Source organism: Mesorhizobium mediterraneum, assembly GCF_002284565.1.
Classification (GTDB): Bacteria; Pseudomonadota; Alphaproteobacteria; order Rhizobiales; family Rhizobiaceae; genus Mesorhizobium; species Mesorhizobium mediterraneum.
In genome coordinates, this window is the sequence record NZ_NPKI01000002.1 from 209807 (window position 1) to 226535 (window position 16729).

Annotated in this window: 15 protein-coding genes; 11 read left to right on the forward strand and 4 right to left on the reverse strand. The window is 62.6% G+C overall.

Annotated features, from left to right (window positions below; translation table 11 throughout):
• Positions 1–7 precede the first annotated feature (7 nt).
• Entirely contained in the window at positions 8–667 is a 660-nt protein-coding gene (locus CIT25_RS01630) for a L,D-transpeptidase (RefSeq protein ID WP_077380658.1), read from the reverse strand.
• 362 nt (positions 668–1029) lie between these two features.
• Here CIT25_RS01630 and CIT25_RS01640 point away from each other — a divergent pair, with 362 nt between their 5' ends.
• From CIT25_RS01640 to lhgO, 8 genes are all read left to right on the forward strand, one after another.
• On the forward strand, positions 1030–2748 hold the full coding sequence (locus CIT25_RS01640) for an adenylate/guanylate cyclase domain-containing protein (RefSeq protein ID WP_095482820.1): 1719 nt from the start codon (positions 1030–1032) through the stop codon (positions 2746–2748).
• 846 nt (positions 2749–3594) lie between these two features.
• Positions 3595–4713, forward strand: a complete 1119-nt coding sequence (locus CIT25_RS01645; RefSeq protein ID WP_095482821.1) for an Ldh family oxidoreductase — start codon at positions 3595–3597, stop codon at positions 4711–4713.
• Positions 4710–5387: a GntR family transcriptional regulator gene (locus CIT25_RS01650; protein WP_095482822.1), complete on the forward strand. Its 678-nt coding sequence runs from the start codon at positions 4710–4712 to the stop codon at positions 5385–5387. Before CIT25_RS01645 ends, CIT25_RS01650 begins: the two co-directional genes overlap by 4 nt.
• A gap of 25 nt (positions 5388–5412) precedes the next feature.
• A complete protein-coding gene (locus CIT25_RS01655) occupies positions 5413–6585 on the forward strand; it encodes a mandelate racemase/muconate lactonizing enzyme family protein (RefSeq protein WP_095482823.1) in 1173 nt (390 codons plus the stop codon).
• Between the two features lie 79 nt (positions 6586–6664).
• Positions 6665–7642 (forward strand): tripartite tricarboxylate transporter substrate binding protein, encoded by a 978-nt coding sequence (locus CIT25_RS01660; protein WP_095482824.1) that lies wholly within the window; start codon positions 6665–6667, stop codon positions 7640–7642.
• A gap of 58 nt (positions 7643–7700) precedes the next feature.
• Entirely contained in the window at positions 7701–8168 is a 468-nt protein-coding gene (locus CIT25_RS01665) for a tripartite tricarboxylate transporter TctB family protein (protein WP_095482825.1), read from the forward strand.
• Positions 8169–8193: 25 nt separating this feature from the next.
• Positions 8194–9702: a tripartite tricarboxylate transporter permease gene (locus CIT25_RS01670; protein ID WP_095482826.1), complete on the forward strand. Its 1509-nt coding sequence runs from the start codon at positions 8194–8196 to the stop codon at positions 9700–9702.
• Positions 9703–9716: 14 nt separating this feature from the next.
• Entirely contained in the window at positions 9717–10916 is a 1200-nt protein-coding gene (gene lhgO, locus CIT25_RS01675) for an L-2-hydroxyglutarate oxidase (RefSeq protein WP_095482827.1), read from the forward strand.
• Positions 10917–10969: 53 nt separating this feature from the next.
• On the opposite strand, the gene CIT25_RS01680 is transcribed toward lhgO, so the two are convergent.
• Genes CIT25_RS01680 through CIT25_RS01690 form a run of 3 tightly spaced genes read right to left on the reverse strand, consistent with a single transcriptional unit; the run spans position 10970 to position 13393 of the window.
• On the reverse strand, positions 10970–11896 hold the full coding sequence (locus CIT25_RS01680; protein ID WP_095482828.1) for a dihydrodipicolinate synthase family protein: 927 nt from the start codon (positions 11894–11896) through the stop codon (positions 10970–10972).
• The gene (locus CIT25_RS01685; RefSeq protein WP_095482829.1) at positions 11893–12597 is read right to left on the reverse strand and encodes a ribonuclease activity regulator RraA; all 705 of its coding nucleotides are present in this window, start codon (positions 12595–12597) and stop codon (positions 11893–11895) included. Before CIT25_RS01685 ends, CIT25_RS01680 begins: the two co-directional genes overlap by 4 nt.
• A gap of 10 nt (positions 12598–12607) precedes the next feature.
• Positions 12608–13393, reverse strand: coding sequence for an SDR family oxidoreductase (locus CIT25_RS01690; protein ID WP_095482830.1), 786 nt, complete (start codon positions 13391–13393; stop codon positions 12608–12610).
• A gap of 91 nt (positions 13394–13484) precedes the next feature.
• Here CIT25_RS01690 and CIT25_RS01695 point away from each other — a divergent pair, with 91 nt between their 5' ends.
• From CIT25_RS01695 to CIT25_RS01705, 3 genes are all read left to right on the forward strand, one after another.
• Entirely contained in the window at positions 13485–14378 is an 894-nt protein-coding gene (locus CIT25_RS01695; protein ID WP_095482831.1) for a LysR family transcriptional regulator, read from the forward strand.
• A 69-nt stretch (positions 14379–14447) separates the two neighbouring features.
• On the forward strand, positions 14448–15383 hold the full coding sequence (locus CIT25_RS01700; RefSeq protein ID WP_095482832.1) for a LysR family transcriptional regulator: 936 nt from the start codon (positions 14448–14450) through the stop codon (positions 15381–15383).
• Positions 15384–15512: 129 nt separating this feature from the next.
• The gene (locus CIT25_RS01705) at positions 15513–16670 is read left to right on the forward strand and encodes a mandelate racemase/muconate lactonizing enzyme family protein (RefSeq protein WP_095482833.1); all 1158 of its coding nucleotides are present in this window, start codon (positions 15513–15515) and stop codon (positions 16668–16670) included.
• Positions 16671–16729 lie beyond the last annotated feature (59 nt).

The window sequence follows — 16729 nt, forward strand, 5'->3', positions numbered from 1 at the left end:
GCGCCAATCATTCGACAGTGGTGGAAGCGGGCGCCTGGTCGGCGATGTGCGGCAGGACCTGCACCGCGGTGCCGATCGGGCAGCGCTGGTAAAGGTCGATGATGTCTTCCGGGAACATGCGGATGCAGCCGCTGGAAGCGTCGGTGCCGATGCTCCATGGCTCCAGCGTGCCATGCAGGCGGTAGCCGGTGTCGGCGCCGTTGCGGTGCAGATAGAGCGCGCGCGGCCCGAGCGGATTGTTGGACGCGCCGCCTGCGACCATGTGCGGTAGGTCCGGCTTGCGCTTACGCATTTCGGGGGGTGGGACCCATTGCGGCCACAGCGCGCGGCGGTCGATCGTCGCGCGGCCGTACCATTTGAAGCCGTCCTTGCCGACGCCGACGCCGTAGCGGATGGCGGTCTTGTTTTCCATGATGACGTAGAGGAAATGGTGGCGGGTATCGACCACGACGGTGCCGACCGGCTCACTGCTGAAATACTTGACGATCTGGCGATGCCATCTCTTGTCGATCTTGGCGAAGTTGGTCTTGCGATAGACAAAATTGTTGTCGCTGGCGGTACCGGCGAAAAAGGATTTTGCCGCCGCGGCTTGAGCAATATTGCTGGTTGCACCCACCGCGACCAGCGCCAGGCCGCCGAGCACGACACCCCTGCGTGATAAAACCATCGGCAATATCCCCCCATGCCAAAAGCCTGGCGGACCATAGTTGAGAATTACTTCGCCTCAAAGTGGAAAATGCTGCGTTGCTTCAGTCTGCCGTGCCGGAAGCGGAACGTCCGCTTTCGGGATGATGGGGCTGGAAAAGCCGACCTTTTCATCCAGGGTGGTGCCGACCGCATTGCGCCAGAAGCAGCGGGATGGGTCGGACGCGCGTCAGTGGCCCTGCGGCAGGAGAGCTGGGGCGTCGCGCGAGCCATAGTCTCAAGAGGCGTGATCTGTGGTATCATAGGTCGGTAAGACCGGAGGCGCCGGTCCTGCCTGCCTCTGGCCTGCGGCTTGCGAGTCGTGAATCTTTACTGAGGCTCAACATGGAGCGGAAGCTCGCTGCCATCCTTGCCATCGATGTTGTCGGGTACTCGGCGCTCATGGAGGCGGATGAAGCGGGCACCTTCGACCGGCTGAAACGTGGCCGCAAAGAGCTGTTCGAGCCGGAAATCGCGACGCGACACGGGCGAATCTTCAAGCTGATGGGAGACGGCCTGCTGGCGGAGTTCGGCAGCGTGGTGGATGCGGTCGAATGCGCGGTCACGCTTCAGCGCGGCATGGCGGAGCGTAACGCGAGCGTCGCCGAAGACCAGCGCTTCGAAGTCCGGATCGGAATCAACCTTGGAGAAGTGATCGTCGAAGGGGACGATCGCTATGGCGAGGGCGTGAACGTGGCGTCGCGTCTCCAACAACTCGCCGAGCCCGGTGGCATCTGCGTTTCGGAGAAGGTGTCCAAGGAGGTCAGGCAGAAGCTGGCGTTTGCGTTCGAGCCCATGGGCGAGCAGCGGGTGAAGAATATAGCCGAGCCGATATACTGCTATCGCGTGAACCTGCACGTTCCGAGAGCCGCTCCGGTCGGCCGACTGGCATCGCTCGAATTGCCCGACAAGCCCTCGATCGCGGTCTTGCCTTTCACCAACATGAGCAACGATCCGGAGCAGGAAACCTTTGTCGACGGCTTGACCGAAGACCTGATCACCGACCTGTCTCGCTCAGCCGGCCTCTTCGTCATCGCGCGCAACTCAACCTTTGCTTACAAGGGGCGGTCGGTCGATGTGCGTTTGACCGCGCGTGATCTTGGGGTGCGCTATGTGGTTGAAGGCAGCGCCCGGCGCGCCGCGGCGCGCGTGCGCATCAATGCGCAGCTGATCGACGCGATCGGCGGCGATCATATCTGGGCCGAGCGCTACGACAGCAGCCTCGAGGACATCTTTGCAGTGCAGGACGAGGTCACGGCCAAGATCGTCGAAGCCCTTGTCGGCCGATTGGCCGGACAGCCGGCGCGTAAACGGCCGACGAGTCTCGAAGCCTATGATCTTTGCGTGCGAGCCCGCGGCGTCAGTTTTCAGACCGGGTTAGGCGCGCGGGAAGCGCGCATGCTCCTGGAAAAGGCGATCGGACTCGATCCCGACTATGCCGAGGCACATAGCTTGCTGGCCCTCAATCTTTGGCTCGGCTGGCTGTTCTGGAACGAGCCGAAGCAAACCAACCAGCCTCGCGCGCTGGCGGAAGCGCAGCGGGCTGTGGCGCTCGACCCTAACGATGCGGGAAACCGCTGGGGGCTGGGCATCATACTTGGTCACGAACGGCGCTTCCCGGAATCGGATGCCGAGTTCGAGGCGACCTTCAAGCTCGATCCCAATCATGCCGATGCCTGGGCGATGCGCTCGGATCTCATCACCTTAAGGGGCGACGCGGTCAAGGGCATCGAATTCGTGACGCGGGCGTTGCGGCTCAATCCGCACCCTCCAGGGTGGTACTATTGGATGGCGGGCCAAGCCTATTATGCGCTCGGCGACTATCAATCTGCGGTCGATGCCTTACGCAAGCCGGAAACCTACCGCACCACGTCGCGGCGCATCCTAGCGGCAGCCCTCGCGCAGCTCGGGCGCCTTGACGAAGCCCGTCAAGAGGCGGAATTCTTCCTGCTGAGCGATCCCTATTTCAGCATCAGGCACTGGGCAACATCGCAGCCATTCGACGACGAAGAAGTGCTCCAGCGCTTCGTCGAAGGTTACCGCAAGGCTGGCCTTCCCGACTAAGGAGCGCATCGCTTTGGATCGCCGACTTGCTCTCGTCAGGACATACGCTCGTCTTTTGGCTGTGAGGGCAATGCCCGTGGGTTCCATCGATCAATGTCCGTTGATGGCGCGCGAGTACGACGTTGGTGATGGATCCTGCAATGTCCGCTTTCGAAAAGCCGGAAAAGCAGTTTTTGTGACCGACTTGGGGCGCAGAGCTGCCGTTCAGAATCTGAAATGTGAACATCGCCTTCGAGTCGTGGCCTGCCGTTGGGCGGCCGCGAAGGAAAGAGTAGTGAAAGGTTCAGACGTTGTGATGAGGCGACCCGTCACAGGCTCGCCGTTGAGTTCCGCCCTGCACTCTTATGCGACTTTTCGAGCACAGACCGAGAACATCTGGCCGTTTTTCGGGTCCACCCGACCCTGAAGTCGCGCTGCCGAGCGTCCCGCATACGCGGACCTTGCCGCCAACCTCGGCCTGTCGGGGTGGCATCACCGTTGCCTTCGCGTGGACAACGTCGACGAGGCGTTGCCGAGTTGAAACGCCGTATCGTGACATTTGTGCATGTGTTCCGGCGATCAGCAGCCGCATCGCGTTCTTCTCCGATCCTTGGGGCCATCTTCGAACGGATGCAGCCAACAATTGGTCAATCTCAAAAGGGTCCTTTCCGCCTATCGCACGGAGGGTAGACGCCCACACAGTTCGGAGGCACGAACAAATTTCGGCGTATGGACCTGTCTTCCGGAACCAAGAAAAACTATCGTTTAAATCAATTGAAGCTGACATTGTTTTTCGATCGGTCGATTCCTTATTCTTGATCCTCGGATGGCTGTCGATCATGGCGCAGCCTTCCCCGGGAGGTCAGGATGAGGCATGATTTCGAGACGCACCGCCGTCAGGCGATGAGCATTTTCCGCGCCTGGGGCATGCCTGCGGAGAAGGCGGAGAAATCGGCGGACGTGCTGGCCTGGGCCGATCTCCATGGCCTCGAAAGCCACGGCATCGCGCTGTTGGTCGAATACAACGAACGACGGCAGACGCGGCCGATCAACTTTCAGTCGAAGCCCGCAATCGTGCAGGAGACGGCGGTCAGCGCCCTGCTCGACGGGGACGGCGGCCTCGGCCACGATCCCGCCATACGAGCGATGGAAACCGCGATCGCCAAGGCAAGGGCAGCCGGCGTCGGCGTGGTGTCGGTCCGCAATTCCGGTCATTTCGGCGCGCTGGGCTACTTCACCACCAAGGCCACCGATCACGATCTGATTGGCATCGCCGCCACCAGCGTATTCGGCATTCGGGTTCCGCCGACCGGCGGCGCGGCGGCGCGCTTCGGCACCGACCCGTGGTCCTTCGCCGCCCCCGCCGAGCCCGGCCGGCCCTTCGTGCTCGACATGGCCACGACGACGGTGGCGTCCGGCAAGGTCCGGAACAAGATCGTCGAAGGCCAACTCATGCCGTCGGGCTGGGGCATGGACGGGAAGGGCGTGCCGACGCTCGACCCGAAAGCGGTGATGGAGGGAGGCTTCCTGTCGCCGCTGGGCGGCGCGGCGGAGAGCGCCGGCTACAAGGGTTACGGGCTGGCTGCGATGGTCAATATCCTCGCCTCGTGCCTGTCCGGCTCCACACTGATCACCGATCCCAACCATTCGAAACAGCCATGGGGCCTCGATGTCGGTCACTTCTTCATGGCCATCAACCCCGCCTTGTTCCGTCCGATTGCAGACTTCCGCGCCGACGTTGCCCGCTTCTGCGACGATCTGCGCGCAACACCCCCCGTGGACCCGCTAAAACCTGTCCAGGTGGCCGGCGACCCGGAGCGCAAGGTCCGCGCCGAGCGTGAGAAGACAGGCATTCCCATCGGGCCCGGCCTGCATCGCCGTCTCCATCGGATAGCCCAGGAATCCGGCGCCGACTGGGTGCTTGCGCCTGCTTCTGTCGACAGTTTACAGTTGGCTGGCGACAGTGAACCGAGGGCGAAGACGTGACATTTGCAGCAAGACCGATCGAACGATCCGAAAGCCTGAGCGCTCGCGTCTACAGCGAAATAGAACGGATGATCCTCACGGGGGACATACAGCCCGGCAGCAGGATCAACGAGGCGGTGCTTGCCGGGCAGATGGCCGTGAGCCGAGCGCCGGTGCGCGAAGCGACGCGGGCACTTGTCGAGGCGGGCCTTCTCATCGCTATTCCGGCGCGCGGCGTCTTCGTCCGTGAAATGTCCCACCGCGAGATTGCCGAAAACTACGACGTGCGCTCGTTGCTCACCGGGCTGATGTGCGCGCGGGCAGCGGAACGGCGTACCGAAGCCGAAGCGGCAAAGCTCAAGCGCCTGATAGCCGACATGGATACGGCGATCGCCGCCGGCCGGATCGTGCGCTACTACGAGATCAACCTTGCGTTCCACGAACTGATCGGCCGTATCGCCGATCATTCCTGTGCGCGCCGCGTCTACAACGACCTGATCCGGGAAACCCATGTCCTGCGGCGCTCGCTATCATCGCCGGAGCAGACCAATCTGGAGCATCGCAGCATCGCCGAAGCGATCGAGCGCGGCGACGTCGAGCTCGCTCGGCAGCGTGGGCTCGAGCACGTCCTCAACGGCAAGGCACGCTGGAAGGCATCCATCGAAAATGCGGCGGCCGCCGTGGCCGCCATATGACCCATTTGTCCCAAGGAGATCTCACTTGAAAATTGCAAACATCACCGCCAGCCTGCATCGCCACGAGATCGATTTGCCTGGCATCGGCGAATCCATCGAATCTCGCATGTTCGTCTTTGTCGAGGTCGAGACCGACACGGGCCTCAAGGGGCTCGGCTGCACCGGCCAGTTCCTGCCTTGGTCGACCATGCCCTGCATCGAGGATCATATATTTCCGTTGATCAAGGGCATGGATGTCTTCCACACCGAGGCTATCCACTCCAAAGTATGGAAGCAGCTCAACAACCGCGCCTATACCGGTGTCATTTCCAACGCTCTCTCGGCGATCGACATCGCGCTGTGGGACCTCAAGGGCAAGATTGTCGGCAAGTCGGTCTCGGAGCTTCTGGGCGGCTATTCCCGCGAGGCCTACACCTATGCGACGTTTGGCTACCCGTTCTTCGACGAGCAGCAGATCGCCGACTACGCCAAGAAGTTTCTGGCCGACGGGCACACCATGCTGAAGATGGTCGTCGGCGGCGAGCCGACGCGTACCTGGAAGGACGACGTGCGTCGCGTCTATGCCGCACGCGAGGCAATCGGCCCCGACGTCGACCTCATGATCGACGCCAACTGCTACTTCAACCCGCATGACGCCTTCATGCTGGCGAAGGCCGTGGAAGACGCGAACCTGAAATGGTTCGAGGAACCGATCCAGCAGAACGACGCGCGTGCGCTTGCCGACCTGCGCAGCCGCGTCAAGATTCCAATCGCCGCCGGCCAGATGGAAGGCAACCGCTGGCGCTTCCGCGAACTCGTCGTCCACCACGCGGTGGACGTGCTGCAGCCGAACGTCCTCTACAATGGCGGCTACACCGAGGCGCTCAAAGTGGCGCACCTCGCCCAGGCCTTCAATCTGCCGATGGCCAATGGCGGCGGCTGGCCGATCTTCAACATGCACATTCTGGCGGGCGTAATGAATGGCGGCCCGGTCGAATTCCACTACGGCATGTGGATGACCGGAAAACATTTCTTCAACGGCACGCCCGACCCCGTGAACGGCAAGATGACAATCCCGGACGCGCCGGGCCTTGGCTTCACGCCGAATTACGAAGCGCTGAAGGATGGCCGAGTCAAGGATCCCAAAGGTAGCCAGTTCACCGGTCGTGATGCGCACGGCTACCTGCTGCGTGAAACCATCGAAAAGAAGAACGCCTGACAATCGCAGCCCCGGGACCGCCAAAAATGGTTCGATCGGTTCCGGTGCTGTTCCAAGTTCTAACTGGGAGGAAATGACTATGACCTACGGACTCTCGAACTTCGTCAACCATGGCCGCGTTGTCGGCCTCGGTTTGCTCACAGCTGCGGCCATCGCGGTCAGCGCCGCGGCAGCGGAGTATCCGGACAAGGACATCAAAATGATAATCCCGTTCGGCGCCGGCGGCGGCAGCGATACGCTCGCCCGCACCATCGCCGGCGTGATCGAGGAGATGAAGCTGATCCCTGTGAAGATCCTGCCTGAGAACCGTACAGGCGGCTCGGGCGCGGTCGGCTACAGTGTAGTCGCCAAGGAAAAGGGTGATCCCTATCATCTGGCGACCGTCAGCGTCAGCTTTTTCACAACGCCACTCCTGGGTGGCTCGCCGGTGAGCTACAAGGACTTCACTCCACTCGCTGCGATCGCGCAGTCGCCCTACATCATGGTTGTTCCTACCTCTAGCGAATACCAGAAGCTTGACGACCTGAAGAAGACGCCGCGCTTCACCACCGGTACGACGGGCGTCGTCTCCGACGCGGCACTGCTGGCCAAGATGACGTCCAACGCGCTCGGCATCCAGATTGACTCAGTGCCGTTCGACGGTGAGGGCGAGGTGATGGCGGCGCTGCTCGGCGGACATGTAAACGTCGGCTTTCTCAACCCATCCGAGGCGATGGCGCAGATGAAGGCCGGCAAGCTGCGGCCACTCGCGATCACGTCGGCCGAGCGTTCGCCGGCCTTCCCCGACATCCCGACCTTCAAGGAACTCGGATATGGCGAGATTCTGCACACCCAGCTTCGCGGACTGGTCATGCCCGCGGACGTTCCGCCGGAAGTCGTAACCTACTGGGAGGGCATCCTGCAAAAGGTTGCGACCAGCGAGCAGTGGAAGAAGCAGTATATCGACCGCTTCCACGACATCCCGGACTATGTTGACGCGGAAGGCTTCAAGCAAGTGCTCGAGCGCACCAACGCGCGCTACGAGACGATGATGAAGGAACTCGGCATCATCAAATAGTGACGTTGCTCGGAGCCACCCGAAATGGTGGCTCCCATCCGTCGCGAGGAGGAAAGCGATGAGCGTTCAACGGCTCGACCTACTGGTCGCCGCACTGCTGATAATCTTCGGTCTCTGGCTGATCTACACAGGCATCGGTTATGGCCTGATGCAGGGCACCACGCCCGGGGCCGGTCTCTTCCCCATCATCATCGGTTCGTCGATCGCTTTGCTCAGCGCAATAAATCTGTACCGGGCGCTTGGCGGGGTTGAGAAGCTTGGCCCGGGCATATCGGGCCGCGAGGCGGCAAAAGCCGGGGTCGTGATCGCGGCGCTGCTGATCGCCGTCTGGCTGACCCCGTATCTCGGCATGATGATCGCCACCATGCTGGCTATGGCGGCGATCGGCCTGGCTCTGCGGACCGAACCGGGCCCGGTTTTCTTTGTCAAGCTTGCGGCGGTGTCTGTGATCACGCCGATCATCCTTCTGCTGCTGTTCCAAAATCTCCTGGGCGTGCCGACCCCCAGGGGACTGCTCGGCTTCTAATCGGCCACCCAAGAGAGGTACCGCGATGGAAACGCTTGCGCTGTTGTGGGACGGAATTCTCGCCGCCACCGATCCGGCAATCTTCGCCTGCACCATACTGGGCGCTGTGGTCGGCTTGCTGATCGGTGCGCTCCCTGGCCTCGGACCGACCGCCGGCGTTGCGATCATGCTGCCGGTGGCGGCAGGCTTCGGCGGCGTCGCGGCAATCGCGTGCCTCGGTGGTGTCTACTATGGCTCGATGTTCGGCGGCGCCATCACGTCGATCCTGCTCGGCATTCCCGGCGACGCGCCTTCCGTGATGACGGTCATCGATGGCTATCCGATGGCCCAGAAAGGCGAGGCCGGGCGGGCGCTGGGGACGAGCGTCTTCGCCTCCTTCGTCGGGGGTCTTCTCGGCATAGCCGGGCTGGTGGCTCTTTCGGTTCCGGTATCGCGCTATGCACTCGCCTTTGGCCCGACCGAGATGACGGCGATGATGTGTTTTGCGCTTTCGCTGCTCAGCGTGTTGGGCGGCCGCAACGCCTTCAAGGGTTTCGTCGCGTTGGCGCTGGGCTTGTGGCTGGGCATGGTGGGACTCGATCCCATTTCCGCCTTGCCGCGCTATACCGGCGGGTCGATGAACCTGTTCGATGGGCTCGACTTCTCCATCGTCGCTGTCGGCCTGTTCGGGCTTACCGCGATCTTCACCTCCCTTGAGGCGAACGTGGACAAACCGGTTGCCAAATACACTTTCGCCTCGCTGTTGCCGAGGATGAGCGATGCCGTTCAGACACGCTGGCAACTGCTGCAAGGGTCGGTGCTCGGCTTCTTCGTGGGCGTCCTCCCCGGCGTCGGCGCCTCGGCAGCGACCATGCTCTCTTACGCACTCGCCAAGCGCCTGTCGCCGACGCCCGAAAAATATGGCACCGGCATCGTCGAGGGCGTGGCAGCGCCGGAGGCGGCCAACAATTCAGCGTCCTACGGCGCGATGATCCCGCTGTTCACGCTTGGCATCCCGGGCTCGGCGACCACGGCGGTGATGATGGGCGGGTTGATCATGATCGGCCTGCAGCCGGGCCCGCTGCTGTTCACCGAGAATCCGCAGTTTGTCTGGTCGGTGTTTGGCTCTTTCGCCATCGGCAACCTGGCACTTGTGTTCTTGACGCTGTTGCTGACTCCGCTGCTGGCGGCGGCGCTTTTCGTTCCGACAGCCTATCTCTATCCAATCGTCATTGCGATCGTCGTTTACGGTGTCTTCGCCATCGACAATTCGACGTTCAATGTGATGCTGACCATCTTGGCAGGCGGTGCCGGGATCATCCTTGCCAGGCTCGATTATCCAGCCGTGCCGCTGATCCTCGGCCTGGTGTTGGGACCGCTGCTGGAGCGCAACATCCGCCGCACGCTGATCCAATCGCAGGGCGACTTGCTCGTCTTCATCGAGCGGCCCATTGCCCTGGGGCTGTTCATCGCCACGGTTCTCGTGCTCTCGATCCCACTCTTCCTCAAGCTGACCGGGCGCAAGAAGATCGCCGCGGACGAGGCTGAGGTCTGACAGGACTGCGGTATATGACATTTCAATATTGCATCGTTGGCGGCGGCATCGTCGGGCTTGCCACCGCCTCCGATATCCTGGCCCGCGATCCGGCGGCTCGCATCCTGGTCATCGAAAAGGAGGCCGGTTTCGGCGAGCACCAGACCGGCCACAACAGCGGTGTTATCCATGCCGGCATCTACTACGCCCCCGGCTCCTTGAAGGCGAAGCTCTGCCGCGAGGGAGCGAAGGCCACGAAAGCCTTTGCGCGAGACAACAACATTCCGTTCGAGGTGTGCGGGAAGCTGCTTGTCGGCACCAGCCCGGTCGAGATGGAGCGCATGGAAGCGCTAAAGCATCGCGCTTTGGAGAATGGCATTGGCTTCGAGGAGGTAAGCGCGGCGCGTCTGCATGAGATCGAGCCAAACATCGCTGGCCTAGGCGCGTTGCTCGTGCCGTCGACCGGCATTATCAACTATAAGCTGATCTGCGACGCTCTGGCCGAGGGTCTCAAGGCGAATGGTGCCAAACTGATGACCGGCACCCGCGTCAAAGGCATCTCGGAAGACGACACCGGCGTGGTGGTGACCACCGATCATGGCGAAGCGATCCGCGCCGAGCAGCTTGTTGCCTGCGCCGGGCTGCAGTCGGATCGCCTGGCGAGGCTTGCCGGGCTCAATCCCACCCACCAGATCGTGCCGTTCCGTGGCGAATATTACACATTGCCCGACGCGAAATCGACGATCGTCAAGCACTTGATCTACCCGATCCCTGATCCGGATCTGCCGTTCCTCGGCATCCACCTGACACGCATGATCGACGGACGGGTGACAGTTGGGCCCAACGCCGTGCTGGGCTTCCATCGCGAAGGCTACAAGAAGGGCAGCATCGACCTGGGCGATGTCACCCAGATGCTCACCTTCGGCGGCTTCTGGAAAATGGCCCGCAAGAATCTGATGTCAGGCATCGACGAGTTCCGCAACTCGATTTTCCGCCGCGGCTACCTGGAGCAGTGTCGCAAATACTGCCCTTCGCTCGAACTCCCGGACCTCGGCCAACCAGGCGCCGGCATTCGTGCGCAGGCGGTTCTGGCCGATGGCACGCTGGTGCACGATTTCCTCTTCCTCGACAGCCCGCGCCAGTTGCATGTCTGCAACGCGCCGTCGCCTGCGGCGACGTCCGCTATGCCGATCGCGAAGATGATCGTCGATCGGATCGAAGAGCGGTCACAATGATCCGGACCGGATACAATCCATCGTATCCCGCGGCGGGCGCTCGGCATGCATCGTCACCGCCTTGCTCGCGGGTCCTTTCGAGGCAACCGTTCCAGTAGGTAGTCGACTTCGGATCGACCGGTCGGCGTCAGCGACGAGCGCGGGCTGCGCTGCACGTCCGATGTTATGGCGCCGCGCCGCATCAGCACGTATTTGCGCACCGCGAGGCCAATCCCCTGTTGCTGCTCGAAACGGATCAACGGCAGGTGGGCATCGAAAAGATCGTGCGCTGCGTCGCGCTCGCCTTCGCGGTGCAGCCGATCGAGTTCGACCAGCATGTCCGGAAAGGCATAGCCCGTCATCGCGCCATCCGAACCGCGTTCCGGCTCGAAGTCGAGGAAAAGCCCACCATTGGCGGTCAGGATCGAGAATTTCCGCAGGTCGCCCGCGGCTTGGAGCTTGCGGATCGCCGAGATTTTCTCAAGTCCCGGCCAGTCCTCTGCCTTCAGCATGACGCAGGACGGATGTTCCTTCATAATGCGCGAGATCATCGGCACCGACAGGATCACCGACAGCGTTAGCGGAAAATCCTGCAGGGCCCAGGGCACGTCCGGACCAATTGCTTCCACGCAGTGATGGAAATAGGCGGCGATCTGCTCGTCGCTGCGCAGGTGCGAGGCTGGAGCCAGCATCACGCCGGCTGCGCCGGCATCCGTCACCTCGTGCGCCAGCCTGCGCATGGCGGCAAAGCTCGGATTGGATATTCCAACCACGACAGGCACACGCGAGCGCGCGATCACGCGTCTTGCGATAGTCAGCGACTCCTCTGGCTCCAGTTTCTGGGCTTCACCCAGAATGCCGAGGATCGTCATGCCGGTGGCGCCGGCATCCTGGTAGAATTCCGTCAGCCGGTCGACGGAGTCGTAGTCGACCGACATGTCAGCATTGAACGGCGTCGCCGCGATCGGATAGATGCCCTTGGCATCGACGCCGAAGGTCACGTCTTCTTCGCGAAAGCGGCATAGCGCGCCTTCGTCTCTTCGTTCATCGGATAGAGACCGGGCAGCGGCACGCCGCGATCGACCTCGGTCATGATCCAGGCTTCCATCGCCTCCTGCTCCGGCGCTTCGGCCAGCACCTGGTCGAGAAATGCCGCCGGGATCAACACCGCGCCGTCATCGTCCACCACCACGATATCGTCAGGAAAGATCGCCACGCCGCCGCATGCGATCGGCTCCTGCCAGCCGACGAAGGTGAGACCGGCCACTGAAGGCGGCGCGGAAATGCCGTTGCACCATACGTTGAGGCCGGTACCGAGCACGCCCGCGGCGTCGCGCATCGCGCCGTCGGTGACCAATGCGGCGACATTGCGTTTGGCCATGCGCGCGCAGAGGATATCACCGAAAATACCGGCGTCGAGCGCGCCCATTGCGTCAGCCACCGCCACGCAACCTTCGGGCATCGCTTCGATCGCCGCACGGGTCGAAATAGGCGAGGCCCAGCTAGCCGGGGTGGCGAGGTCCTCACGCGCCGGCACGAAGCGCAAAGTGAAGGCCGGCCCTACCACGCGCGGCTGGCCTGGACGGATAGGCTTGGTGCCGCGCATCCAGACATTGCGCAGGCCCTTCTTCAGAAGGACCGTGGTGAGGGTCGCGGTGGAGACGCCCTGCAGGGTCTCTACGACTTTCGGGTCGAGGGTCATCGGAGTCTCCTTAGATGCTGGGGATCAAGCCGCCGTCGATGCGAATGACGGAGCCGGTGATATAGGATGCGCGCGGGCTCGCCAGGAAGGTGACCATGTCGCCATATTCCTGCGGCCGGCCATAGCGCCCGACCGGAATGGACGCAGTGCTTTGAGCGGCTACTTCCTCGACCGAGCGCCCCTCGCGCTTGGCTTTCTGTTCGTCGAGAAAGGTGATGCGTCCCGTGGCGATGCGCCCGGGCAGCACGATGTTGGCGGTGATGCCGTCGCGGCCGACTTCGGCCGCCAGCGTCTTGGACCACCCGACCAATGCCATTCTGAGCGCGTTCGACATGCCGAGATTAGGGATCGGCGCGACCACGCCGGAGGACGTCGAGGTGATGATGCGGCCCCATTTGCGCTGGAGCATGCCGGGCAGCACCGCGTCGGAAACGGCGATCACCGAGCGCACCATGCTGTCGAAGAATTTCGACCAGTCCTGCGAAGACTGGCCGGCTGCCGGCGTCGGCGGCGGGCCGCCCGTATTGTTCACCAGAATGTCGACCGAGCCGAAGGCCTTCTCGATAGAGGCCAAGCGTCCCTCGATCGACGACAGGTCGCCGATATCCCAGCCCATTGTCAGCGCCTCGTTGCCGGCGCCCTTGATGGCCGAGGTGGTGTTCTCCGCAGCCGCTTCGTCGATGTCGGCGACGACCACACGCACGCCTTCGCCGGCCAGCGACCGCGCGATCGCCCCGCCCAATCCGCCGCCGGCTCCAAAGACGAGCGCGACCTTACCCTTCAGTTCGAGATCCACAGAAAACCCTCCAATTCAAGGCGGATTATCATCAACGGTGCACAGAAGAAAACATGGCTTGCCGTATAATTTGATGATAGTTTTTCTATCGATGGAATCACGCTTTCTCGAAACCTTCCTGCTCGTGGCCGAACTCGGTTCGCTGGCCGAGGCGGCCCGCCGTCTGGCAATCACGCCGGCCGCCGTGGCCCAGCGCATGCAGGCGCTGGAGGACGAATTCGGCAAACGGCTGCTGGTACGCGCGGGCCGCGTGGTGCAGCCCACCGATGCCGGCCATGCGATTCTTGAACAAAGTCGCAGAATCCTCGGCGACATCCGCCACCTGAAAACGCTTGCACAGACCGATTCGCCATCAGGTGAGATGAGACTCGGCGCCGTGTCGACCGCGCTGACCGGCATCCTTGCGCCCGCCCTGCGGCACCTTGTCGACACGGTTCCTTCGGTCGAGGTCTTCGTTCTCCCCGGCACTTCCACTGATCTCTATCAGGCGCTCGGCGACGGAAGCATCGACGCGGCCATATTGGTGCGACCGCCGTTTCCGATCCCAAAATCGCTGCATTGGAGCGTGCTTCGGACCGAGCCTATGATCCTGCTTGCGCCGAGTGCCCTCGCCACTGGCGATCCGGAACAGTTGCTCGCAACGCTGCCTTTCATCCGGTATGACCGCAACAACTGGGGTGGCCGGCTGGCCGACGAGTGGCTGCGCCGCCAGAAGCTTCGGCCCCGGGAGTGGCTCGAGTTGGATTCGTTGGAAGCCATAGCCGTGATGGTCAGCAACGGTCTCGGTGTTTCCGTTCTGCCCGACTGGGCGCCGCCATGGCCGGAGGGGCTGTCGGTCGCGCGCCTGCCGCTGCCCGGCCCGCCGCTGGTGCGCGAGATCGGCATGTTGTGGCCGCGCAGCGCGCCTTCAGGACGGCTGGTGGGTGTCCTTCTGGACGCTTTTGCGGCAGTCTCGTCAGGCGGGAAGATGGCCGACGATGCTTGATCCGCCTGGCTGCGACCATGACTCCGGCCGCGCTAGCGTGGCCAAGGAGGATCCTGGGGTGCGACACCAATGAGCGAACTGAAACCACCGCTGGACGCGAATGCGGCCGCTTTGGCGCGGGTCAACCTCAAGCTGTTGCAAACTTTTATGCTGGTCGCCGAAAACCGCAGCTTCAAGGAGGCCGCCGACCGGGCACATCGTTCGCAGTCCGCCATCAGCATGCAGATAAAGCAACTCGAGGACCAACTCGGCGCCAAGCTGTTCAACCGCACCACGCGCGACGTCAAGCTCACGCCTGAAGGAAGCAAATTGTTCGCCAGCACGCAGCGCGGCCTGCAAGAGGTCGGCATCGGCTTGCGCAACGTCCAGGAGGCACTGGCCATCCGGCGCGGCCAGGTCGCGCTGGCCTGCGCGCCCACCATCGCCTCGACCCATCTGCCGCGTATCCTCGCCGAGTTCGAACGCGACTATCCGGGAATCAAGATGCTTTTGTCGGAACTTAAGTCCGCCGACCTTTACCGGGTGATACAGGCCGATGCTGTCGATTTCGGAATAGGCCCGATCTCAGGCGATCCGGACCTCGATTTCGAGCCGCTGCTCGACGATCCGCTGCACGCGCTGATCCCCACGCGGATGTGTCCGCACAATCGTCGCACCATCACGCTGGCGGAACTGTCCAGCCTGCCCTTGCTCCACTACCACACCACCACCCTGATGGGTGCGATGTTCGAGCGCGAGGCTGCCGCTCGCGGCATCGCGCTGAACGTGCGGTACCGCTGCATCCAGGCGGAAACACTCGTCGCGATGGCCGAGGCCGGCATCGGCGCGGCAATTCTAACCCAGTCGATCGTCCGTTTCGCGGAGCCGAACCAGTCGCGCGTCTACCAGATCGTCGAGCCCGAGCTCATTCACCGCTACGGCATCGTGCGCAAGCGTGGCAAGGAACTGTCGCCGGCCGCCGAACGGCTCGCACAATTGATCCGGGTGTCGCTGCGCCAGACCTGAAGGCTGGCGCGATCAAGGCGACTTCAGATTTTCAGAATAATCGATGGGATTTTTGAATTTCTTTTGAAGTTCGGCTTCCGCTAGACAGTGCCTTCCCGGCACACGGAACGTCGGGAAAGGAGAGAATTCGTGCTTCAGGATGTTTATGTCCAACAGGACAACAATGTCGTCGAGACCAGGAGCAAGATCGCTCGTATCCAAGCGCACAAGCTCGCCAACATTCCGATCACGCCGCCGCCCTATCGCGACAAGCCGAACAAGGAAGGCGCACTGCTTCTCCAGGTCGAGACCAACGACGGCCTCGTCGGTTGGGCGACCAGCGGCTACACCCACCACGTCGCCATCGACCTGATCAACAAATACATCGCGCCGACGATCATCGGAGAGAGCCCGATGCGCACCGAACGCATTCCCCTGCTGTTCGATCGCGCCAGCTTCGAGCGGCCGCTCGGCAGGACCCTGATCTCGGCGCTGGCGATGATCGACATCGCGCTATGGGACATCAAGGGCAAGATGCTCGGCCAGCCGGTGCATCACCTGCTGGGCGGCGCGCGCGACAAGGTGCCGGTCTATGTCACGCACGGCGCGGCCTACGACAACGCTCCGGTCTATTCGCCGGAGGAACTGGCCGCGGAGGCGGCCCACCTAGTCAAGCTCGGCAACAACCATCTCAAGAATACCGTCGGCCGTCAGCCGATCCCCGATCCGAAGGATGACTACATCCGCATGAGGGCGATGCGCGAGGCCGTCGGCCCGAACGTCAAGCTCGCCATGGACGGCAATCTGCGGATGACCCTGGCCCAGGCGGTGGAACTGTGCAAGCGATGCGAGGAGCTCGACATCAGCTTCGTCGAGGAGCCGCTTTACTACAACGATCCGAGGCTGCTGCGCGAGCTGCGCTCGAAAACGATCATCCCGGTTGCTGCGGCGGAAAACGAGAAGTTCTCCGCACGCGACCTGATCCTGGCCGATGCGGTCGACTACATACAGCCCAACGTCAACAATGACGGCGGCTACTCCGCGGCAATTCGCACCGCCGCCCTTGCCAAGCTCTTCCATATCCCGCTCTCGCACGGCAACGGCAATGGCCCGCACAACATCGCGCTGCATGCCGGCCTGTCGAACGGCGGAGTGGTCGAATACCACTTCCACAAGTGGATGGCCTACAACGCAATCTTCAAGAGCGTCCCACAACCCGAGGATGGCTATCTGCGTGTATCGCAGGAGCCGGGGCTGGGGCTTGAGCCGAAGGATGGCCTGATCAAGGAGTTCGCGGTGCAAATGTAGCGCGGCCAGGCGTCGGCTTAATAAGGTAGATTGGCCCAACGCGGCCGGCGAGCGAAGTT

Bases quoted from the DNA above. Each gene is read 5' to 3' on its own strand.
- CIT25_RS01630 (WP_077380658.1), bottom strand. From the start codon at position 667: ATGGTTTTATCACGCAGGGGTGTCGTGCTCGGCGGCCTGGCGCTGGTC.
- CIT25_RS01640 (WP_095482820.1), top strand. From the start codon at position 1,030: ATGGAGCGGAAGCTCGCTGCCATCCTTGCCATCGATGTTGTCGGGTAC.
- CIT25_RS01645 (WP_095482821.1), top strand. From the start codon at position 3,595: ATGAGGCATGATTTCGAGACGCACCGCCGTCAGGCGATGAGCATTTTC.
- CIT25_RS01660 (WP_095482824.1), top strand. From the start codon at position 6,665: ATGACCTACGGACTCTCGAACTTCGTCAACCATGGCCGCGTTGTCGGC.
- CIT25_RS01665 (WP_095482825.1), top strand. From the start codon at position 7,701: ATGAGCGTTCAACGGCTCGACCTACTGGTCGCCGCACTGCTGATAATC.
- CIT25_RS01670 (WP_095482826.1), top strand. From the start codon at position 8,194: ATGGAAACGCTTGCGCTGTTGTGGGACGGAATTCTCGCCGCCACCGAT.
- lhgO (WP_095482827.1), top strand. From the start codon at position 9,717: ATGACATTTCAATATTGCATCGTTGGCGGCGGCATCGTCGGGCTTGCC.
- CIT25_RS01685 (WP_095482829.1), bottom strand. From the start codon at position 12,597: ATGACCCTCGACCCGAAAGTCGTAGAGACCCTGCAGGGCGTCTCCACC.
- CIT25_RS01695 (WP_095482831.1), top strand. From the start codon at position 13,485: ATGGAATCACGCTTTCTCGAAACCTTCCTGCTCGTGGCCGAACTCGGT.
- CIT25_RS01700 (WP_095482832.1), top strand. From the start codon at position 14,448: ATGAGCGAACTGAAACCACCGCTGGACGCGAATGCGGCCGCTTTGGCG.